Origin of the sequence: Pseudofrankia saprophytica (assembly GCF_000235425.2) — a bacterium.
Lineage (GTDB): Bacteria > Actinomycetota > Actinomycetes > Frankiales > Frankiaceae > Pseudofrankia > Pseudofrankia saprophytica.
This window is the reverse complement of sequence record NZ_KI912267.1, coordinates 1,489,610-1,511,106: the sequence shown is the minus strand read 5'-3', so window position 1 is coordinate 1,511,106 and position 21,497 is coordinate 1,489,610. Positions and strand designations below refer to the sequence as shown.

The window sequence follows — 21,497 nt, the reverse complement described above, 5'->3', positions numbered from 1 at the left end:
CCGTCTTCCGGGGGAGAGGCGCAAGGGCTGGATTGGGGTGCTTCCTGGATACGGCGTGGGCCGGGCCGGGGCGGGCCGCGAGGGCGAGGCGGCTGATCCCTGCCGATCAGGACTGCCTTGGCTCCGAGGACATCATCGCCCCCGAAATCGACGGGTCCCTCCATGATCTGGTGGGATTTTCGGCGCTATCACTCCGAAAATCCCACCAGATCATGGAGGGGTGGGTTCTCCACAGGTGCCTGGGTATCCACAGGTCGCGTGAGAAGATCCAGCGAGGGCTTTGGGGAGGCATTCTTGAGGCGTGTTGGATGCGGTGCGGGAGCAGCACGGGGTGGTCAGGCGGGACCAGGCACTGGGATGCGGGATCACTGACGGGCAGATCGAAGCCAATATCGCCGCCAGGCGCTGGGTTCGCGTCTTTCCCGGCGTCTACGCCACGTTCAGCGGGCCGCTGCCGCGAGAGGCGCAGCTGTGGGCGGTGCTGCTGCGGGCCGGGCCAGGGGCGATGCTCAGTCATCACACTGCGGCGGAGCTGGCCGGCCTGCTGGAATGCCCGAGCCCGACCATCCACATCACCGTGCCGTACCCGCGCACTCCAGCCCCGGTCCCGGGCGTCCGCTTTCACCGCACGATCCACGCCGAGCTCATCCGCCACCCCGTTAGAACACCGCCTCAGACCCGGGTCGAGGAGACAGTCATCGACCTAGCCCAGTGCTCCCGTAATCTCGACGAGGCCATCAGCTGGCTGGCAAGGGCGGTCGGCGCGCGGATGACGACGGTGAAGCGACTGGAATCCGCCCTGGACGCCCGGCCCCGGCTCCGGTGGCGCAAGGCCCTGACCGGCGGGCTCCGGGACGTGGCCGAGGGCTGCCACTCCGTCCTCGAACTCGCCTACCTTCGCAACGTCGAACGAGCCCACGGCCTGCCCAGGGGCGAACGCCAGGTCATCCGGCCACGCCATGGCGGTTCCTGGCGCGACGACGTCTTCTACCGCGACTACGGCGTTCGAGTCGAACTCGATGGCCTACTAGCCCACCCGCCCCAAGCCCGCACCCGAGACCAGCGCATCGACAACGCCGCTGTCCTCGCCGGCCACCACCCCCTGCGCTACAGCTTCGCCACCGTCCACGACCACCCCTGCGACCTAGCCGCCGAAATCACCACCCTCCTCCAAACCGCCGGCTGGCGCGGTTTCCCCCACCCCTGCACCCGCTCCAACTGTGTTATCGGCCGTATCTGATCCTAGCGCCAAATTACCGTTCATACGGATTGAAGGCACCTGCACTTGGATCAGTGGAAGTTGGTCAGAGATCCGGCAGCGGCCGGCCGCAAGACCGGTGCGGCCACAGTCACTGGTCCTCTGTGGTGACGCGACCTGCCGGTCCTGCTCGAGAACAGGACCGGGACCAGGACCTGCGGTGACATCCTTCTGTAGACCCTGCCATTCGACACCCGCGGCCACGGCCTACATCGTGAACTCGATCGATTCTTCCCTACCTCTACCGGCTGTATTTATCTCATCGTTTAAAGCGTCGCCGTGCGTCGCCAGCGTGTGGTCTAATGAGTGCAAGCGACTTTAGTCATCGGTATAAAAATAAGATGACTCACCGATCCTGTCTACCTCGTCCTCGCCGATCGCAGACTCCAGGGCATCGCCGAGCATTCTTCGTAGCCGCGCCAAGCGCGGGCCTACATCATGACTGACTATGTAGCCGTACAGAATGTCCGGGCTGTTGTTGCCGCCACCAATCCGTGAACCAATTCGGTCGAGTGAGACCACGAACTCATTGAGGTCGCGGAACGCGCTGATGGCGTCGGCGAGGGTTATAGTGACCTGTTCTGGTTCTACCACTAGCGGACCACTGTTATGTTGGTCACCGGCAGATCTCCTGTCGCGGTCCATTCGTCGATTTTCATGACTGGGTTATATTCCTTGGTTAGCCGGTCTGTGGCAACGTCAAACTCGAGTACTCGTCGTCCGCGGCCGGGGGCGATTCCAAGTTTATCCACTGCGTCTTGTGGGCTAAGAATTTTCCCTCGAGCTCGAACCATGAAGACCTTGTTCTGGTCGCTGGCCCTTATTATGCCCGTCGATGTAATTCCCTTGACGCCCTGTGAATTGGTATAGTGCCTCATTCGGACTAGATTCTCGCAAGGCGAGAGGCCGAACGGATCGAGCCAGCCGGTGGGATTGTGAACGTAGGCGTGGGGATTTGGATTGGGCTCGAGGCCGAGAGGGTCGGGGCTTTCGTAGTGGGCGGATTCGGGGTCGTAGTAGCGGTAATAGTTGTAGTTGAGACCCGATTCGGGGTCGTGGTACTGGCCGGGGAAGCGTAGCGGGCAGGTGGGCTGGTCGGGGGTGGGTGGGGCGGTGACACCCCAGAGGGTGGTGCGGGCGTGCCAGGCGAGGGTGCCGTCGGGGGCGACCAGGTCGGTGGGGGTGCCGACGAGGTCGGTGACGATGGCGTGGAAGCGGGTGTCGAACCAGGCCTGGTCGGCGCCGTCGGCTGGTCGGGGCGCCAAGGAAGGTCCGTCCGACGAACGGTCGTCCAAGAAGTCGCCGTCCGAGAAGTCACCGTCCGAGGAGAGGTCGGGCGGGGAGAAGGCGTCCGAAGAACCGCTCTTTGCGGAGTGGCCGGTTGTGGGACGGCGTTCGGTCTGGGTGAGGGGGCGGAAGGAGTCCGGTTCCCATTCCCAGGTGGTGACCGTAGGCCCGTCGCCGTCGCCGTCGCCGTCGCCGTCGCCGTCGCCGTCGCCTGTACCGGTACTGGTGGTGTGGTGTTGCTCGGCGAGGACCGTTCCGTCCCAGGTGAAGTCGATCCGTTCGGCGACCGATCCGTCCGCGGCCAGGCGCTGTTTGGTGACGCGGCGGCCGAAGGGGTCGTAGCGGTAGCGCCAGTTCGTGCCGTCGGGCGTGGTGACGGCGGTCAGGCGGTCGTCGGCGTCCCAGGCATAGCGCCAGGTGCGGGGCTTGCCGGGCAGGCGCCTGCGCTGGCGGAGGGTGACGCGGCCTTGGGCGTCGTGCTCGTAGCGGACCGCGCCGGCGCGGCGGATCAGCGTGCCGGAGTATTCGCGCACTCCGCGCTCGTCGCCGTCTTCGCTTCTGTCTCTGGCTCCCGAGGCTGGCCCGGTCTGGGAGACGCCTCCTGCACCCCGCGTGGCCTGCGAGGTTCCGGCGACCGGCCAGGTAGCGTCGGTGACGTTGCCGGCGGTGTCGTAGGCGTACCGCTCCTGCCATTCGGAGCCGGTTACGGCGACTACCCGACGCATCGGGTCCAGGTCGAAGCGGCGTAGGCCGCCGATGAGGTCGTCGATCTCGGTGACGTAGCCGTCGGGGCTGTAGCCGAAGTCCCGCCGTTGCAGCAGCCGGGTCGCCGCCGCGTCGGCCGGTCGGCCGAGGCTCGCGGACACCGTTCCGAGGGTTTCCAACGGGCCAGCGGTGACGGTCTGGGACAGCAGCTGGTGATTGGCGTCCCATGCCTGGGTGAGCGCGACGGCGGTGCCCGGACTGCCGGAACCGCTCGAACTCCCCGGGCCGCTCGAACCGCCCGGGCCGCTGGAGCCGGGCTCGGCGGTAGCGGCCGGTGCGAGGAGTCGTTCGATCTCGCGGCCGGCGGCGTCGTGGGCGAAGAGCAGGGCGCGGCCGGCGGTGCGCAGGGCGAGGGGGCGGCCCGCGGCGTCGTACTCCCAGTCGCTCACCGCGCCGGAGGGGGTGGTTCGGCGGACCCGCCGGCCCAGTGCGTCGTACTCCGAGGTGACGCGGCGGCCGTCGACGGTTTCCGCGACGACGCGCCCGGCCGCGTCATGCTCGAACGTCACCTCGGCTCCGGCCTCACCCCCGGCCTCACCCCCGGCTCCGGCCTCACCCCCGGCCTCACCCCCGGCCTCACCCTCGGCCTCGGCCTCGGGGCCACGACCAGGACCGGCGGCCCGCACGACCCGGCCGGTCGCGTCGTAGGCGAACGTCGTGGTGCCGTTCGGACCGCGCTTCTCGACGACGTTGCCGAGCGCGTCACGGGTGAGCGTGACGGTCTCGCCTGCGCCGTTGGTTCGGGCCATCAGCTGGCTGGCGGCGTCGTAGTCGTAGCGCTGCACGCGGCCGTTGAAGTCGGTCTCGGCGACGAGCTGGCCGGCGGCGTCGTACTGGTACCGCCAGACCAGGCCCTGTGGGTTGGTGACGGTGGCCAGGCGTAGCTCGGTGTCGTAGCCGAAGGCGAGCCGGGCGCCGTCGGGGCCTGTGCGGGCGGCGGGCAGGTCGAAGTGGGTGATCTCGGTGGCGGTGACGAGGCCCGCCGCGTCGACGTGTTCGGTGAGGTTGCCCTCGGCGTCGTAGCGGTAGGTGTCGGTGGCGCCGTCCGGGAGCGTGCGGGAGGCGAGCCGGCCCTCCGGGGTCCACGTGAAACGGGTGATGCCGCCGATCGGGTCGGTCACCGCGACGACGCGGCCGAGGGCGTCGCGGTCGTACGAGGTGGCCGCGCCGAGCGGGTCGATCACGGCGACGGGCAGGCCGGCGGCGTCGGTCTCGACCTGGGTCACCTGGCCGAGGGCGTCGGTGACGGCCATGAGCCGGCCGCGGTCGTCGTGCAGGAACCGGGTACGGGCGCCGAGCGGGTCGACGACGGCGACCAGGTTGCCGCGGGCGTCGTACTCCCGCTCGAAGCGGGCGCCGTCGGCGTCGACGGTCGTCACCGGGCGGCGCTGCTCGTTCCAGGTCGTGGTGACGACGGTGGCGTCGGGCCGCACGATCTCGGTGAGGTTGCCGGCGTCGTCATAGCGGTAGCGCACCGTCCGGCCGAGCGGGTCGGTCTCGGCGGTCCGGTTGTCGTGGGCGTCCCAGACGAACGTCGTCGCCCGGCCGAGCGGGTCGATCTGGCGGAGCGGGCGCAGCCTTTCGGTGAACTGGTGCTCGGTGACGTGCCCGAGCGAGTTCGTCTCCCGGGTGACCCGCCTTGTCTCGTCGTACTCGATCGTGCCGTTCAGGAAACCGTCGGAGCCCTCGGTGCGGACCACCCGGCCGGCCGCGTCGTAGGTGTAGCGGTATTCAGTGCCGTTGCGGTCGGCCCAGCGGACGATCCGGCCCGCGGTGTCGTAGTCGAACCGCAGGGCCGCGCCGGACGAGTTGTAGATGTGGGTGAGCTGGCCTGCGGCGTCGTATCCATAACGGACCAGCTCGCGGGCCGACCCGTCGCCGTCGCCAACGCCAACGCCACCAACGCCGCCGTCCTCGTCGCCGACGCGGACGCCGCTACCGCCGGCGGTGCGTACGGCGGTGACCCGATGGTCGTGGGTCTCGATGTCGAGCTGGTAGCCGCCGGAGTGGGCGACCTGCGCCAGGTCGCCGGCGAGATCGTAGCCGAGCTCGACGGTGTTGCCATCCCGGTCGACGACCGCGGCCAGCGGCAGCGCGACGCCGCGTTGCCCGGCGGCGGGGATGGCGAACCGCAGCACCTGCCCGGCGGCCGAGTCGAGAATGCTGTAGCAACCGGTCTCATCAAGGACGAGCTCCAGCCGCGGGCCCTGCTCGGGCAAGACGGCCGGGCCGCCGGGCCGCGGGTGCGGGAAGGCCAGCAGCACGCCGTCCGGAGCGGTGTAGCAGACGCCCTGCTCGTCGACCTCGAGGCGCAGGTCGAGCGTCGAGCTCCACCCGGGTCCGAACCAGCGGCCGCAGGTGTAGCCGGACTGGTAGGTGCGTCGCAGCGCCCAGCCCAGCACCCCGGGCAGCTCGACGTCGGTCTGGGTGAGGATCATCTGGCCGCTGGCGAGGTCGATCGGGTCGCGGCCGAGGACCCGGCACCAGGCCGACTTGGCGAACCGGTCGGCGCCCGTCAGCAGGGGGCCGCGGGCCGCGCCGGCCCGCCGGATGCCGAACGGAACCGCGGTGGTGACGCTCCGGCCGGCGCGGGCGAGCGTCCCGCCGAAGCGCCCGAGCGCGCCGGTGACGAGCCGGGAGCCGCGCCCGCCGATCCGGACGGCGGCGCTGGCCCCCCGCAGGCCCTTCAGGCCCTTCAGGCCCGGACCGAACAGCTTGCCGCCTGGCACCAGAGCGACGGCGTTGAGTAGCACGGCCCCGAAGGAGGCCCTGCCTTGTCGCCATTTGGCGACGCTGTCGCCGAGGACGACCAGGCCGGCCCCGAGCGCGACGGCACCGAGGATCGCCGCCGCCGCGCCCCCGGTGAGGACGACCGCCGCGAGGATTCCGGCGACGAGCGCGACGCCCGCGCAGAAGTTGACGAAGTTGTCCCACGACGTGAACGGCGCCTTCGCGAAGTCCCAGGCCTTGACGTACCAGGGCTTGTTCTTGATGCCGCTGTCCTTGAGCGCCTCGTCGATGCCGTGGGCGCACGTCCTCGCGGCGCCGTCACGCAGGGTCTTCGCGTCCTGTGCGAGCCGGGCGGCGAGTGTCTGGTCCTGGCGGGCGTCCTGGCCCTGGCGGGCGACGACCTGCACCTGTCCGGCAAGCCCCGGGGTCTCCAGGTTGGCGGTGGCGAGCGCGATCGACTGCGGGCTGAGCTCGTCGTTCGGCCACAGCAGCGTCGCGCGGTCGGGGGGCAGCAGCGCCTCGACGCGGGTGAGGGCGCCCTGGTATCGGGTCTGCGCGTCGAGGCCCTGGCGCAGCGCGATGCTGGACTTGGTCTTCGCGTCGGTGAGCGTGGTGGCATAGGCGGTGAGAGCGGTACCCGCGCCGCGGTACGCCTTCGCGAGTTTGGCGAGCTGGTCGGGCAGGTCGCGCAGCGCCTCGGCGTAGCCGGGGGCGTAGTCACCCCGCATCGCCAGGTCGCCCCCGCCGCCGGTGGCGATCGCCCGCAGCCGCGTCGTTCCGCTGTCAGCCGTCGTCGCGTGCAGGCCGAGTTGGTAGGCCAGCGCCCGGACGGCCTCGGGGTCACCCGGGGTGGGGTCGGCGGCGAGGCCGACGGTCTGCCACTCGCTGCTCATCGGTGCGTGCTCCCAACAAACTGGCGCGCGACGTACGCGTGGAGGCGCGTCTCCCTGCCGCCGTGTGGCCGGTGCGAGGGGCGCCGGCCACACGGTCGGAGAGCGTTACTGGCGGCTCGGCCGCCGGCGGCCGAGCCGAGGATCAGCCGCCGGCGGCCGAGCTGAGCGACGTGTCGAGCTGCTCGTGCTGGGTCACGGCCTCGGTGAGGAACTTGGCCATGCCCTCCAGGCCGGTGATCGCCTGGCGGGTGCCGATGTCCCAGTTGGAGTAGGACGTCTGGAACCGGCCGGAGGCCTGGTCGGTGATGAAGCCGCTGGTGACCAGCTGGTCGATCAGCGTCTTCAGGGTGGTCAGCTGGTTTTCCATGTCGGTCTGCGCGCGCGACAGCGTCGTCGCGGTACTCCGGATCGCCTCGTAGTCGACGTGAACGTTCGCCATTGCTGGGCCTGCCTTTCGGCTCGAAAACGGATCCGAAACGGTCGGGGCGAGAAGGGGGCGGCTTACGGCGGCGGTCGGGTCTATTAGGCGCTGGCGGACCAGGTGAGGGTGTCGCTGATGGCGCTGAACAGGTCGAGCAGGTCGTCGGCGAGCGCGAGGTGGGGGCTTGTCAGCACCACGTTCAGCACGCCGTTGGTGCCGCCGGTGCCACCCGTGCCGCCGGTGTTGCCGTCGAGCGCGGCGGGCACGGGGACGAGCGTCTGCATGGTGACGGTCTCGAAGGGGATGCCGTCGACGAGGCTGCGTTCGACGCCCTGGACGCGGACGGCCTCGCCAGCGGGGACGGTCACGAGCTCGACCGTCCGCCACGGCTCGGCTGCCTGCGCCCGGGCGACCGCGCTGACCTGGCCGGCGATCGCCGTGACCGTGTTCTCGGCCGGGTCGTCGGCGCCCGGGGTGTGGAAGACCAGCAGCGTGGCCACGAGGTCGCCGGTGCCCGACTCGTCCCGCGTCGCGGTGGCGCAGTAGACGGCGCCCTGCCGCTCGGCGCGATCGGCGGCCTCGCGTAGCAGCGTGAGCAGCGTCGCGCGGTGCGGCCGCAGCCGCGGGTATCTCGCGATGCGCGCGTCGACGAGGCGGGCGAGGTCGCCGGTGCGGGTGGCGCGCCAGACGTCGAACTCGAACCACGATTCCGGGACGCGCAGCGTGAACCGGGAGGCCGTCGCCCGCGGGGCCACCGCGCTCACGGCGCGGCCACCTGAGCCGCCATCGGCATCGGTGATGGCATCGGCGGTGGCGATGGCGTGACCGGGTCGAGGCCGTGGGCGAGCGCGGAGTCCAGCGCGGCCGTGCCGTCCACCAGCCCGTTCAGCAACCCGATCGCCCGCTCCAGCAGCTTGTCGAGTTTGCCGCGGCTGTCCGACGAGTCGTGCACGAACCGGTCCAACGCCGCTTCGACCTCGCTGGAACCGGTCTGGCCGTGCATGCGGGTGAGATCCGTCCCGAGCGACGTCAGTGACGTCCGAATCGACGAAAGGTCCCCGGACAACTGGCGGGCGACGTCCACATGGGCCGCGAACAGATCCGCCATCAGCGACCAGCCAGACCGTCGACGGGCACCAGCACGATCGGGAGCAAGGATCCAAGCACGCGCACCCCCGTAGCGCGAGGCCATCGACGGTTGTCAACCCAGCTGCGGCTGGTCACCACTGCTGACGAAATGTCAGCAGATGTGCATCCGGGAGTGAGCATACCCTGTCGCCCAGTACGTGATCAGCTCATTCGGCGACGCCGGGTCGACGGACGGCGGACGTCCGCCCGAGGTCCGGACCTCGGGCGTCCGGCCGACGTCCGGTGGGCGGGCGCCCGGTCAGGCGTCCCGGGTCTGTGGGGCCGGCTGGCTGGCGGGCCGAGCGGGGAGGTCGGCGCGGTGGCCGTCGCAGGTGTAGACGATCTCGACGGAGCCACCCGGAAGAGCGCGGGAGCTCTCGAAGGTCAGCCCGGCTTCGGCGGAGAGGGCCGGGGTGAGACGCAGGCCCGCGCCGAACAGCAGCGGGACGACGACGAGTTCGAGAGTGTCGAGCGCGCCGAGGGCGCGGAAGGCCTCGATCGTGCGCGGCCCGCCGACGAGATGGACGTCGCCGCCCCGGTTGGCGGCCCGGATGCGTTCCAGCAGCCGCGCCGGGTCGGAGTCGGCGACGACATGGTCGGGGATGCCCGGCGGGAGCTGGGAACCGAGGACGAACACATCCAGGTTCGGCCACGGCCACCGGTCGTTGGCGAGCGCCGGCTCGAAGGTCGTCCGGCCCATGAGGACCGCCTCGCAGCCGACGAGGAACTCCCTGATCCCGTGGCTCTCCCCACTGACGAACGCCGGGTCGGCCGTGTGCGCCGGCCACCCGGTCGGCGTCGTCACGAACCCGTCCACACTCACCGCGAGCCGCGCCCGAATCCTCATCCCGCTGAGCCTCCTCCATCGGTTGACCGCCGATCCGGTTGACCGCCGATCGGTCCGGCCGAGTCGACCGTCCCGGCCTGTGGTCGGAGCCGACCCGGCGGTCTCGACATGCCGGGGAGGTGTCGTGAGCGCGGGCGGTTCCGGCTCGCGGGAGCCGCGCCGTGCGCCGGTGATGCCTGGGCGGTCAGTCGGGCAGGGCGCGGGCGAGGAGGGCGCGTAGGCTGGCGCGTTCCTCAGGGGAAAGGTCGCCGAGGACGCGGTCCTCGACGCTGTCCATCGCCCGTTCGGCGCTGGCGAGCGCGGCGGTGCCGGCCGGAGTCCGGTGGACCAGGTGGCGCCGGCGGTCGGCCGGGTCGCGGCGCCGCTCGGCCCAGCCGGCGCTCTCGATCCCGTTCAGCAGCAGCACCAGGATGTTCGCGCCCAGGCACAGGTGCTCGGCCAGCTGCTGCTGCGGCACGCCGACGTCCTCGTGGAGCTGGTTGAGCAGCACGAACTGCTTGAGGCCCATGCCGAGGACGTCCTCGGTCGCGATCCGGTAGACCTGGCGGCTCAGCCGGGTCAGCAGGACCAGCGCGCCCGGGACGTGCGTGCCCGCGGGAGCCGGCGCGTCAGCCGGGATGTCCGCGTCGACGGACGGACTCGTCGTGGGTGCCATGGCAGTCCAAGCGTAACATGATGATGTCAATCAAGATCAAATGATGATCATGGTAGGCATACGATTCGTGATCCGAGATAGTCACTGTATAGTGACTATCTCGTGAGCGAGATTGACACTGACAGGGCGTCGCCCTCGGCGGACGTCATGGAGGAAGCCGCGGCCACCCGACACCGCGAGGAACAGGCTCCCGCCGCGGCGGGAGCCGACCGGCGCCGATGGCTGGCGCTGATCGTCGTGCTGGTCGCGCAGCTGATGGTCATGTTGGACACCACCGTCGTGAACGTCGCCCTGCCGGCGATCCAGACGGATCTCGACGTGAGCCAGGCCGACCTCACCTGGGCGCTGAACGGCTACCTGATCAGCTACGGCAGCCTGCTGCTCGTCGCCGGCAGGCTTGGCGACCTGATCGGCCGGCGCAGGCTGTTCCTCGGCGGCATCGCGGTCTTCACGGCCGCCTCGATCGCCTGCGCGCTCGCCGGGTCCGTACCGGTGCTGGTCGCGGCCCGTTTCGTGCAGGGCATGGGTGGCGCGTTCGCGTCGTCGTCCGTGCTCGCGATCATCGTCGCCGAGTTCGTCGACCCGGCCGAGCGCGCCCGCGCGATCGGCCGCTACATGCTCGTCTCGATCGGCGGCGGCTCGCTCGGCCTGATACTCGGCGGGATTCTCACGCAGGACCTGGATTGGCACTGGATCTTTGCCATCAACGTCCCCATCGGCGCCGTCGCGCTCGTCGGCGCCGCCGTGCTCCTCGACCGACGGCCGGTCGGCAGCGGCGACGGCGGCGGGCCGCGCGGCCGGGTCGACGTCGTGGGCGCGGTCCTGGTCACCGTGGCGCTGCTCGCCGGCATCTACGCGATCGTGCGGGCGGCCGACATCGGCTGGACCTCCGCGACCACTCTCGGCACCGGAGCGCTCGCGCTCGTGCTGCTCGCCCTGTTCGCCGGCTGGGAGGCGCGCATCGCCGACCCGATGATCCCGCCGCGGGTGCTGCGGCAGCGCAGCCTGATCGCCGGCAGCGCGGTGCGCGCGGTGATGGCGGCTGGTATGTACGGCTACTTCTTCTTCGGAACCCTCTACCTGCAGCAGGTGCTCGGCTTCGACGCGATCGCCACGGGCGCCGCGTTCCTGCCGCAGACGGCCGTCGTCGCGGTCATGTCGCTAGGACTCGCGGGGTGGCTGACGGCCCGGCTTGGGCCCCACCGGGTCCTGATCGGCGGCATGGCCATCATGCTGGCGGGGCTGCTCCTGTTCGTCGGGGCCGGGGTCGGGACGGCGTACGCGCCGCGCATGCTGCTCGTGTGCGTGCTCATCGGCCTCGGCGGCGGAGGCGCGTTCGTCCCGCTGACGACGCTCGCCCTCGCGGACGTGCCGCCGAAGGACGCGGGCCTCGCGTCGGGCATCGTCAACGTTTCCATGCAGATCTCGGCGGCGATCGGCCTCGCGGTCTTCGGCACCGTCGCCGCCGGGCGTACGGCGACGCTGGCGAAGACCGGCCACAGCCCGGCCGAGGCGCTCGTCGGCGGGAACCGGCTTGGCCTGCTCGTGGCCTGTGGATGCGTCGCCGCCGGCATCATCCTGGCCGCCGTGCTGTTGCGTCCGCGGCGGCTCGCCCCGGCCCCGGGCGAACCCGCAGCCGTGGGCGAGCCCGGAACCGTGGGCGAGCCCGGAACCGTGGGTGAGCCCGGAACCGTGGGCGGGACAGGCGCCACGACGGTCCGGATCCCGGGTCAGGCGTAGATCTCCTCGAGCCAGCCGCGCAGGGCCTTCTCGATGGCCGATTCGTCGGCGTCGGGGGCGAAGAGGTGGACGGCGACGGAGGTCGGGGCGCCGAAGGCACCGCGGCCGAAGACGCGGTACATCGCGTCCTCGGTGCGAAGGCCCAGGAAGTCCGGGCTCAGGTAGTCGACGACGCCGTCCAGCGTCGGCAGGCCCGGGATGGCCACCTGGACCCGGTCGCCCACCCGCGTGTCCGTCAGGCCGGCGGCGCGGCGCAACACGGCGACACCGTCGGGTGTGGCCGACGCCGCCGGCCCGTCGGCGTTGACGTAACGGGCCGGGCGGCGGGTGAAGTAGCGCAGGTACTGGCCGAGGGTGTGCAGGTAGAAGTCGGTGTGCTTGCTCGCGCCGTCGAACTGGTTGTCCCAGTCGTCGACGAACACGCCGCTGTGCACGTAGCGGACCCAGGTCGTGCCGCCGTCCCGTGCCTCGACGAGATGCTCGAGCTGGTTGAACCAGCCCTCCGGGCCCTCATGCCGCAGGATCAGGTGATGCGGCGGCTCCCAGGCCACCACGGTGCCGAGGCCGTCGACCGCGCCGCCGACCCGCGGCTCGGGCGGCTGGATCGGCCACAGCCAGGCGGCGTTGCCATTGGTGACGGCATCCCAGTAGTCCTCGGGCGTTGTCTCGAGCTCGAGTTCGCGCTCGATGGCGAACTCACGGCGGGACGGCTGCTCGGTCGACATTTCAGCTCTCCTCGTGGAGGTCGGACGCGGACTCGGACCGGTTCGGGCCCGGGATCGTCTCGGGGCTCGGGACGGGGATCTTCGGGCTGGGGTGCAGGGCGATCACCAGTCGGTGGCGGCGGCCCGCGGGCGCCTGCTCGTCGTGGTACTTGGCGACCAGGGCGGTGACCGCGTCGGACAGCTCGCCGGCGAACGCGGCGCGGTCGGCCGCCGTGGCGAACCGGACCTCGCTGTCGACGGCGAACGTCGCCAGCCGCTTGCGGGCCGCCGTCGCGCCGGCGAGCAGCTCGCCGACCTCGCGGATGAGCCGGGCGGCGAGGGCGAGCATCCAGCGGGCGGACCCCTCGTCGCGGGCTCTATCCGGGTCGGGCGCCACGTCCGCGAGCGCGGCCGGCGAGATGACGTAGGAGCTCGCGGTCGCCTGCAGCACCCGTTCGGTGCAGTTGCCCTTGCGCCGTTCCTCGACCAGCTCGACCAGGCCGTGCTGCTCCAACGCGCGCAGGTGGTAGTTCACCTTCTGCCGCGTCAGCCCCGTCCTCGCCGCCAGCGTCGTCGCCGACCCCGGCTCCGCCAGGGCGGCCAGCAGGCGCGCCCGCATCGGGTCCAGCGACACCTCGGCCGCGCCCGGGTCCTCGATCACCGCCACGTCCAGCATGGGCTCCAGGTTGATGCCGACAACAAAATTTGTCAAGACAAGGAATCCTGTCGGCCTGGCCCGGGCGGCGGCCCGGCTCGCCGCCCGGGCGTCGGCCGGGCCGGTGGCACGAGCTTCATGGGCGGGACGAGCGCACCGGAGCGTCCGTGGTCCGGCCGGTGCCGGAGAAACCGAAACGACGCCCTGGCGTGGTTCTCGCGCCCGCTGGAAATGGGGACCCGGCAGGTCTCGCTGGGCGCCGGCCACTATGTGACGGAGGGAGCGACGTCGATTTCGTCAATCGATAGACTGCCGCGCTGGCAGTCATCGGAAGGGAGCCGAGATGACGGGGCAGGGTGGCGAGCGGGGTTACGGTCCTGGTTATGGAGACCGTGGCCTCGGCGGTCACTCCGCGCCGGGAAGCCAGCCACTGGCGCGGCACGCCGCTGGCCAGGCCGGCGGCCCGCCATTCGCCCTGGAGGAGGGGGAGCGAATGCTGCGGGTCCACCTCGACGGCGGCGAGATGTATGCGAAGCAGGGGGCGATGGTCGCCTACCGGGGGCAGGTCGACTTCGCCTACAAGGGCCACGGCCTAGGCGGCCACCTCCGCCGCGCGGTCACCGGCGAGGGCCAGGATCTCATGCGGGCGCGGGGCCGCGGCACCGTGTGGTTCGCCGAGTCCGGCAGCCACATCTCGATCTTCAACCTGGATGACGACCGGCTCACCGTCAACGGCCGCAGCCTGCTCGCCCTGGAGTCCGGCCTGCAATACAAGATCACGAAGACGTCGGGTGGGTTCGGCGCGATGATCGCCGGCGGCATGTTCAACACGGAGATCTCCGGCACCGGCGCCGTCGCGGTCCTCTGCCTCGGCAGCCCGCTCGTGCTGCCCACGGACGAGCCGGTGTGCGTCGACCGCGACGCGGCGGTCGCCTGGACGGCGGGCGTGAGCACCCGGCTCGTCTCGACCTTCAAGCTCGGCAACCTGATCGGCCGGTCCTCCGGCGAGCTCGCCCAGATCGAGTACAGCGGTACCGGCGGATTCGTCGTCGTCCAGTGCGGCGAGATCCCGGCCGCGGGCACCACCCCCGAACACCCGAAGCATTAGCGTCGCCGGCCGCCACCGTCTCTCCCGCCGGCGGACAGGGCGCGCCTGCCGCCAGGCTGTGGCCCGAGTGCCCGAGTGGCCCGGACGGGATCCGGGAACGGGATCCGGGGAAGGGGGCTCAGTCCTGGATCAGGTCGTCGATGGCTTCCGGATTGAACGAGTAGTGACTGCGCCACTCGACGATCTTGCCGGCTTTGTTGAGGCGGATGGAGTCCGCGCCGGTCTTGGCCTGCCCGTCGGAGAAGTTGCAGGTGTAGACGAACACGATCGTCTGAGTGCTCACAAAGGACGCGTCGAGCGAGTACCGGATGCCGGGGACGCGGCGCATCGAGTCGTCGATGTACTCACGGAAGGCGTCGTACCCGTCGATCGTCACCTTCTCGGGGTCCCCGGTCAGCCGTGGGACGAACGGTGAACTGAACACCACGTCCTTGTCGACGGGCTCCATCACAAGGTCGAGGTCGTACTGGTTGAAACCGTCCTCCCAGTGGCGCTGTAACGCTGTCACGACCTCGTTCTCGATCATGTCGGTCTCCTCAGCTGAGAGGCGTCCGCTTTCAGGCCTGACGCCGGCCGGCCGCCTCCCGCCGAGGCACGGGACACGCTAGGCGAGTCGACTGGCCGAGACAAGAACTTAGTGAATGCTTGCTCCTGTCGGTAGGTGCCGGCCGACCTCGCCAGGTGACGGGGCCGTCGGTCGCCCGCCTGCCTGTCCGGCGAGGTCGGGGTGGCGGAGTGATGTCGAGGTGACGGAGTGATGAGGCTGTCGGCAGGACCCATGGATGTGGTCGGCTTGGTGGCCGGAGGGCCTGATCGCGACAGGATCCGCCAGCAAGATCGCCAGGTTTGGCTGGATGCAATGGGCGCCCTGTCGGGGCTGTCAGACTGGTTGTGTGACGGCATCCTCGGCCTCCGCCCGCCGTAGCGGACGCCCGACGAGCGCGGAGGCGGCGCGGCTCGACGGGGATATCAAGGAAGCGGCGCTGCGGCTGTTCTTGGAGCAGGGCTACGAGGCCACCTCGGTGGACGAGATCGCCGCGCTCGCCGGCACGACGAAACAGTCGCTCTACGCGAGGTTCCGCGGCAAGGAGCAGCTCTTCACCACCGTCCTCAACTGGTCGATGGAACGGCCTGGCTGGCCCACCCCCGAGCCTGAGGAAGCGGACCTCCCCACGGATCTCGGAGCCGCGCTGCTCACGATCGCCGAGGCGGCCGTGCGCAGAGTCTGTGATCCTCGTATGGTCGCGCTCACCCGACTCGCGATCGCGCAGGCGGCCCGGTTCCCCGAGGTCGCGCGGAAGACCTACCGCATCTGGCCGCGGCAGAAGGTCGTCGCGAACCTGCTGCGCGCGCACGCCGCCGCCGGAACGATCGTGGTGGACGACCCCGACCGGGCCGCCGAGTACTTTCTCGGCATCGTCGCGGTGACCCCGGCGCGGATGGCGTCCTTCGGGATCGTGCACAGTCCCGAAGAGCAGCGACGGCGCGCCGAGGACGCTGTCCGGCTGTTCCTGCGAGCGCTGCGTCCCGACTGATCCGGGGCACCCTCAGGGGCGCGCGACCACCTTGCCGAACAGGTCGCCCATCAGCATCGCCCGCAACCCGCATCGCCTGAAACCACATCGCCGGAAACCCTCGCGGTGGGACTGATCGCGCCCGCGGCACCTTCGGCGACCCTCGCACCGGGCTCCTCCGAGGTGATCACGCCGGCGGGCTGCCTCCGCGCTTGACCCAGAATCAAACTGATCAGTATGATTAAGTTCCTCGCCGTGGCGGGAGGCCGGTGGCGGTGACTGGCTGGATGGCCACGGGACGGCCGTCCGCCATGGCCGGCTGGCTCTTCCCCTGGGTCGCCGTCTCCAGGGGCACCAGTAGTTGTCCAGACGCAGACCCAACCGGTGCGAGGAAGCCCATGTCAGTGACAGATGTGCGACGGCCGGCCGATCGCCTCGCCGAGCTGGTCGAGACGGACGACGAGCTGCGGGCGTTGACTCCCGACCCGAAGGTCACCGCCGCCGCCCGCCGCCCGGGTCTGTCCTACCGGCAGATCGTCGAGACCGTGCTCGACGGCTACGCCGAACGTGCGGCACTGGGCCAGCGACGGTACGAGATCGTCCAGGACGGCGCGGGACGCGCGCGCCGGGTCGACCAGCCCGGGTTCGACACGATCACCTACGGCGAGCTTCACCGCAGGATCAGGTGCCTGGCCGCCGTGTGGAAACATGATCCGCTGTACCGCGTGGAACCCGGCGATCTCGTCTGCATCCTCGGGTTCGCCAGCACGGACTACGTCACGGTGGACCTGGCGGCGGCCTACCAGCTCGCCGTGAGCGTGCCTCTCCAGGCCACGCTCGCCGCCACCGACCTGCGGGGCACCATCGCCGACACCGCGCCGACCGCGGTGGCGGCGGAGATGGTCGATCTCCACCTGGCGGCGACCCTGGCCGGTACCCAGGAATCCATCCGTACGATCATCGCGCTCAGCTACGACGCCCGGGTCGACGAGGACCGTGAGCGCCTCGCGGCCGCGCGGGACGAACTCGCGAGGAACCGCTCGCGCGCGCGGCTCGTCACGCTCGACGAGCTACTCGTCGCCGGCGCGGGACTACCGGCCTGGGAACCGCCTCCCGCGTCCGCGGCGGGCACGCGTCGGATGACCCTGCTGATCCATTCCTCGGGCAGCACGGGAACTCCCAAGGGCGTCATCGTCACCGAGGGCACGGTGGCGGCCCAGTGGGACCCGGGCGAGCGGCCCGGACCCGTCGTCCGGGTGGCCCTGGCCCCCCTGAACCACATGGCGGGCCGCCACATGATCTACTCGGCGCTCGCGCGCGGAGGCAGGGCGAACATCACCGCCAGGAGCGACCTGTCCACCGTCTTCGAGGACATCCGGCTGACCCGCCCGACCGAGATGTCGGCCTTCCCGAGGATCCTCGACCTGATCCACCAGCACTTCCTCAGCGAGGTCGTCCGGCGCACCTCCGCCGGCGCCGACGCCGCCACGGCGCGTGCCGAGGCGATGCGCCTGGTCCGTACCGAGTTCCTCGGCGACCGGGTGTGCATGATCGGCGGCGCGGGCGCACCCGTGACCCCCCAGGTCCAGAGCTTCATCGAGGAGTGTTTTCAGGTGCGCCTCGGTGGTGGCTACGGCTCGACCGAGGCGGGCACCATGGCCGTCATGGGACGCGTCCTGCGCCCTCCGGTCATCGACTACCGGCTGCGGGACGTTCCCGACCTCGGCTATTTCCTGACGGACAAGCCCTATCCGCGCGGCGAGTTCTGCGTCAAAAGCGAGCGGGCCACGCCCGGCTACTTCAAGCGCCCGGAGGCGACGGCCGCGCTGTTCGACGCCGACGGGTTCCTGCGCACCGGCGACATCGTCGAGGAGCGCGGGCCGGACCAGATCGAGTGGATCGGCCGGCGCAACGACGTGCTGAAGCTCGCTCAGAGCGAGTTCGTCGCCGTCGGCGGACTCGCGACGACGTTCGAGAACGGCAGCGAACTCATCGACCAGATCTTCGTCTACGGCAACTCGGCGCGTTCGTACGTGCTCGCCGTCGTCGTTCCCAACCCGGACGTCGTGCGCGACCGCCTCGGCGACCGCCCCACCGAGACGTCGGTGCGGAGCCTGATCCGGTCGGCGCTGCGCGACGTCGCGGCCAGGGAGGATCTCCGGTCGTTCGAGGTGCCGCGTGACTTCATCGTCGAGCACGAGCCGTTCACGCACGAGAACGGGCTGCTCTCCAGCGTCCACAAACGGATGCGCCCTGCCCTCGAGGCCAGGTACCGCGACCGGCTCGAGCAGCTCTACACGGACCTCGAGCTCAGACGGACCGAGAACCTCACCGCGCTGCGGGAACTGGACGGCGGCAGTGTCCTGGACAAGGTGGCCAGGGCGCTGGAAGTCGCGCTGGGCGTGGAGGACATCGACCGGTCGGCGCCGCTCGGCTTCCTGGACCTCGGCGGGGACTCGCTCGGCGCCGCGGCGTTCTCCACGGTGCTGGCGGGCATCTTCGGCGTCGAGGTGCCGGTCAACGCGATCCTCAGCCCCACGGGCAACCCACGGACGTGGACACGGCTGATCGAGTCCGCTCTCGACCAGTCCAGCGAGCGGCTAACGACCTTCGAACGTGTGCATGGCAAGGGCGCGCGACTCCTGCGTGCCGCGGACCTGGACATCCGCGCGTTCCTCGACGCCGACGTCCTGCGGCAGCCGCCGAGCGAGCCGCCGCCGGCGGTGTCGAACTGCGTGCTGCTCACCGGGGCCACCGGTTTCCTCGGCCGCTTCCTGTGCCTCGAATGGCTCGAACGCCTCGAGGCCACCGGCGGGAGGCTCATCTGCCTCGTGCGCGCGACCGACGAGGCCGCCGCCCTGCGCCGCCTCACGGCGGTGTTCGACACGGATCCGGACCTGCGCCAGAGGTTCGCCGCACTGAGCGAAGGCCGGCTCGAAGTCGTCGTCGGCGACGTGGCGGAACCAGGGCTTGGGCTGAGCGTCGCGGACTTCGACCGCCTCGCGCGCCAGGTCGACCGCGTCGTCCACCCGGGCGCGCTGGTCAACCACGTCCTTCCTTACGAAGACCTCTTCGGCCCGAACGTCGCCGGCACCGCCGAACTGGTTCGGCTCGCGCTGACCCACCGGCAGAAACGGTTCGACTTCGTCTCCTCGGCCGCGACCACCCACCTGCTCGACCGCGGCGCCCCGCGTCACGAGGACTCCCCGCTCCTCGCCGAGATCGATCTCGACAGCCACCGGATGGGCTACGGCGCGAGCAAATGGGCCGCGGAGCAGGTGCTGCTCTCGGCCCACCGCGCGACCGGGCTGCCGGTGAACGTCTTCCGCGGCGACATGATGCTCGCGCACCGGACCTACCACGGCCAGATCAACGTGCCCGACGTCTTCACCAGGCTGCTCACGAGCATCGTGCTCGCCGGCGTCGCCCCCGCCTCCTTCTACCCGCCGACCGAGACGGGCGCCCCAGCCCGCGCGCACTACGACGGCCTTCCGGTCGACTTCGTCGCCGCGACCATCGTGGGAATCAGCACCCAGCCGCACGACGGCGCCCGCAACTACCACGTCCTGAACCACCATGCGGACGACGGGATCTCACTCGACACGTTCGTCGGCTGGATCGCGGAAGCGGGCTATCCGATCGAGCGGGTGCCCGACTACGCCACGTGGTTCGCGCGCTTCGAGACCAAGCTCAAGGCATTGCCGGAAGCGAAGCGCCAGCACTCGTCCCTCACCGTGCTCGGGACCATGAGCAGGCCTCGGCCCGTCGAGCCGATGGTCGACACGACACGGTTCCAGGCCGCCGTCCGAGATCTGCCGGTCGGCCCGCGGATTCCCCACCTGACCCGGGAGTTCATTCACAAATGCCTGGACGACATGATCCGGATGGGGCTTGTCCCCCCGCCGCCGGCCTGAGCCCGACCACACGGCACTCGCCGCCGCGGCACCACCGCGTCAAGATCCCGGCCACATCCGTCAGTACGGGTGCCGACCCTGGCGCTTCACGCCGCCGGCGACGTCATGTGCGACGTCGCCGGCGGTCGAGCGATGGCGGCCACCATCCCGGGGGCGAGGCTCGTGGTCATCCCTGGAACGGGTCACAGCCTCCCCGTCAGCTGTGGCCCGAGCTCGCCACCCAGGTCACCGACCTGGTCCGCCGGGCCGAGCAGGACACGACCGACGTGTAGGCGGCGGGCCGCGAGCAGCGCGGCCGCCGCGGTCGCGGAGCCACAGGCCGCGAGCGCCGGGAGGGCGGCGGCGGCTCCGAAGTGGTCGACGACCGCGCCCGCCAGCGGGGCGCCGACGGCCACGCCGAGCCCGTTGGCGATCACGATCCAGCTGAACCCCTCGGTGCGCCGGTGGGCGGGGACCAGCTCGCCGACGATCGCGGTGCCGGTGATGATCATCGGGGCGAGGGGCAGGCCGGCGAGGGTGACCGCTACGGCGACGACGCCGATCCCGCCCGCCCAGCCCGCGAGCGGGACCAGCGCGGTGCTCGCCGCCAGCAGGCCGGCGGCGACGGCGTACCGGCGCACCAGGCCAACCCGCCACCGGACCATGCCGTAGGCGACACCGGCGCCGAGACTGGCCGCCGTCAGCAGGCTTGGCAGCAGTCCGGCCGCGCCGCCCCACCCGTTCGCCCTCGCGTAGGCGACCAGACCGATGTCCATCGTCCCGAAGAACATCCCGAGTGCCGCGGCCGCCGCCAGCACGGGCACCATGCCGCGGGCGCGCAGCACCGACCGCTCCCGCCGGGGACGCCGGCGTGTCCCGGCTCGGCGCGATGAAGCTTCTCCGAGGCCCGGGCCGACCTCCCGCCGGGACGCGGGTTCCGGCCGCGCGACCGGGAGCAGGGCAGAGTGAGACGGAGCGGCGCCGACGCGCTTCCGGGTCGCCGCGGGGGCGGGCAACGCGGTGAAGGCGGCGGTGCCGACCGCGGCGAACAGCAGCGCGGCGGCCACGCCGGCGGACGGGGTGATGCCGGCGAGCGCGGCGGCCGCGGCCGGCCCGGTGACGAAGGAGACCTCGTCGAGCGCGGACTCCAGCGCATAGGCGGTGTCGAGGCGACGATCATCGCCGAGCCGGTTCGCCCAGCGCTGCCGGGCCACCGGGCCGACCTGGGGGAGGGACGCGCCGGTGGCGACCGCCGTGGTGAGCAACAGCCAGGCGGGCGCGTGGGCGAGCGCGGCGACGAGGAATGCGATGCCGGCGGCGACGTGCACGCCGGCGAGCACCGGCAGCACCGCGCGCGGCCCCGAAACGTCGATGCGGCGGCCGATCGTCGGCCCGGCGGCAGCGCCGGCGAGGGCGATGGCGGCCGTCGTCGCGCCGGCGAGGCGGTAGGAGTCGGTGGTCGCGGCCACCAGGAGCATGCCGCCGATGCCGATCATGGCGATGGGCAGTCGGGCCAGCAGACCCGCGGCCATCATCGACTTGGTGCCCGGCAGACCGAGTAGCCAGCGGTAGGCCGACGTACCGCCGGCGTCCGCTGCCTCGTCGGCGTCCGCGGCCCGGCTGGGCGCCCCGGCCTCGCCGGGTGGCATCGGTGTTGGCGCGGGCGGCGGAGGTGTCGGGGTGGGCGGCGGGCCGAAATCGCCGCCGTCCGGGACCGCCGTGGGCTGGGCGGTGCCCGCGACGGTTACGGAAAGTGAGGGAGGGTGAATGTTTTCGAGCGTGCTTGGACCGGACGACGGGCTCATCAGGGCATACCTCGCGGCCAAGGCGCGGCGGGCGCTCAGCCGGCGGGGTGACGAGTCCCGGATGCGTCGTCATGGCCACACGGTGTGCCGCCCG

General features: G+C 71.1%; 16 protein-coding genes. 5 read left to right on the top strand and 11 right to left on the bottom strand.

All coding sequences use genetic code 11. The annotated features are described in order from the left end of the window. Positions 1-301: 301 nt before the first annotated feature. A complete protein-coding gene (locus FRCN3DRAFT_RS48790; protein ID WP_007506964.1) occupies positions 302-1,240 on the top strand; it encodes a hypothetical protein in 939 nt (312 codons plus the stop codon). A gap of 336 nt (positions 1,241-1,576) precedes the next feature. Here the strand turns inward: FRCN3DRAFT_RS48790 and FRCN3DRAFT_RS0240830 are convergent, their stop codons facing one another. From FRCN3DRAFT_RS0240830 to FRCN3DRAFT_RS0240800, 7 genes are all read right to left on the bottom strand, one after another. Next, positions 1,577-1,852 (bottom strand): hypothetical protein, encoded by a 276-nt coding sequence (locus FRCN3DRAFT_RS0240830; protein WP_007506963.1) that lies wholly within the window; start codon positions 1,850-1,852, stop codon positions 1,577-1,579. Next, on the bottom strand, positions 1,852-6,933 hold the full coding sequence (locus FRCN3DRAFT_RS0240825) for a DUF6531 domain-containing protein (protein ID WP_007506962.1): 5,082 nt from the start codon (positions 6,931-6,933) through the stop codon (positions 1,852-1,854). The genes FRCN3DRAFT_RS0240830 and FRCN3DRAFT_RS0240825 overlap by 1 nt, the downstream gene beginning before the upstream one ends. Positions 6,934-7,075: 142 nt before the next feature. Next, positions 7,076-7,372, bottom strand: coding sequence for a WXG100 family type VII secretion target (locus FRCN3DRAFT_RS0240820; RefSeq protein WP_007506955.1), 297 nt, complete (start codon positions 7,370-7,372; stop codon positions 7,076-7,078). Between the two features lie 83 nt (positions 7,373-7,455). Further along, positions 7,456-8,118 (bottom strand): hypothetical protein, encoded by a 663-nt coding sequence (locus FRCN3DRAFT_RS0240815; RefSeq protein ID WP_007506952.1) that lies wholly within the window; start codon positions 8,116-8,118, stop codon positions 7,456-7,458. Further along, entirely contained in the window at positions 8,115-8,462 is a 348-nt protein-coding gene (locus FRCN3DRAFT_RS0240810) for a hypothetical protein (RefSeq protein WP_007506951.1), read from the bottom strand. The genes FRCN3DRAFT_RS0240815 and FRCN3DRAFT_RS0240810 overlap by 4 nt, the downstream gene beginning before the upstream one ends. 279 nt (positions 8,463-8,741) lie before the next feature. Beyond that, on the bottom strand, positions 8,742-9,329 hold the full coding sequence (locus FRCN3DRAFT_RS0240805) for a dihydrofolate reductase family protein (RefSeq protein WP_007506949.1): 588 nt from the start codon (positions 9,327-9,329) through the stop codon (positions 8,742-8,744). Positions 9,330-9,513: 184 nt separating this feature from the next. Next, positions 9,514-9,984, bottom strand: coding sequence for a MarR family winged helix-turn-helix transcriptional regulator (locus FRCN3DRAFT_RS0240800; protein WP_007506947.1), 471 nt, complete (start codon positions 9,982-9,984; stop codon positions 9,514-9,516). 102 nt (positions 9,985-10,086) lie between these two features. On the opposite strand from FRCN3DRAFT_RS0240800, the gene FRCN3DRAFT_RS0240795 reads away from it, so the two are divergent. After that, the gene (locus FRCN3DRAFT_RS0240795) at positions 10,087-11,724 is read left to right on the top strand and encodes an MFS transporter (RefSeq protein WP_232794411.1); all 1,638 of its coding nucleotides are present in this window, start codon (positions 10,087-10,089) and stop codon (positions 11,722-11,724) included. On the opposite strand, the gene FRCN3DRAFT_RS0240790 is transcribed toward FRCN3DRAFT_RS0240795, so the two are convergent. Then, positions 11,715-12,449 (bottom strand): SRPBCC family protein, encoded by a 735-nt coding sequence (locus FRCN3DRAFT_RS0240790; protein WP_007506944.1) that lies wholly within the window; start codon positions 12,447-12,449, stop codon positions 11,715-11,717. The two genes, FRCN3DRAFT_RS0240795 and FRCN3DRAFT_RS0240790, sit on opposite strands and share 10 nt — an antisense overlap. 1 nt (position 12,450) lies before the next feature. Next, positions 12,451-13,140, bottom strand: coding sequence for an ArsR/SmtB family transcription factor (locus FRCN3DRAFT_RS48785; protein WP_007506942.1), 690 nt, complete (start codon positions 13,138-13,140; stop codon positions 12,451-12,453). A gap of 436 nt (positions 13,141-13,576) precedes the next feature. Between FRCN3DRAFT_RS48785 and FRCN3DRAFT_RS0240780 the strand changes: the two genes are divergently transcribed. After that, positions 13,577-14,191 (top strand): AIM24 family protein, encoded by a 615-nt coding sequence (locus tag FRCN3DRAFT_RS0240780; RefSeq protein ID WP_007506941.1) that lies wholly within the window; start codon positions 13,577-13,579, stop codon positions 14,189-14,191. Positions 14,192-14,309: 118 nt separating this feature from the next. Here FRCN3DRAFT_RS0240780 and FRCN3DRAFT_RS0240775 read toward each other — a convergent pair whose 3' ends face one another. After that, entirely contained in the window at positions 14,310-14,717 is a 408-nt protein-coding gene (locus tag FRCN3DRAFT_RS0240775) for a nuclear transport factor 2 family protein (protein ID WP_007506940.1), read from the bottom strand. A gap of 367 nt (positions 14,718-15,084) precedes the next feature. On the opposite strand from FRCN3DRAFT_RS0240775, the gene FRCN3DRAFT_RS0240770 reads away from it, so the two are divergent. Both FRCN3DRAFT_RS0240770 and car read left to right on the top strand, forming a co-directional pair. Then, a complete protein-coding gene (locus tag FRCN3DRAFT_RS0240770) occupies positions 15,085-15,726 on the top strand; it encodes a TetR/AcrR family transcriptional regulator (RefSeq protein WP_027141386.1) in 642 nt (213 codons plus the stop codon). Between the two features lie 377 nt (positions 15,727-16,103). Further along, positions 16,104-19,619: a carboxylic acid reductase gene (car, locus tag FRCN3DRAFT_RS0240765; protein ID WP_007506938.1), complete on the top strand. Its 3,516-nt coding sequence runs from the start codon at positions 16,104-16,106 to the stop codon at positions 19,617-19,619. Positions 19,620-19,801: 182 nt separating this feature from the next. Here the strand turns inward: car and FRCN3DRAFT_RS48780 are convergent, their stop codons facing one another. Then, entirely contained in the window at positions 19,802-21,247 is a 1,446-nt protein-coding gene (locus FRCN3DRAFT_RS48780; RefSeq protein ID WP_051467511.1) for an MFS transporter, read from the bottom strand. Between the last annotated feature and the right edge of the window lie 250 nt (positions 21,248-21,497).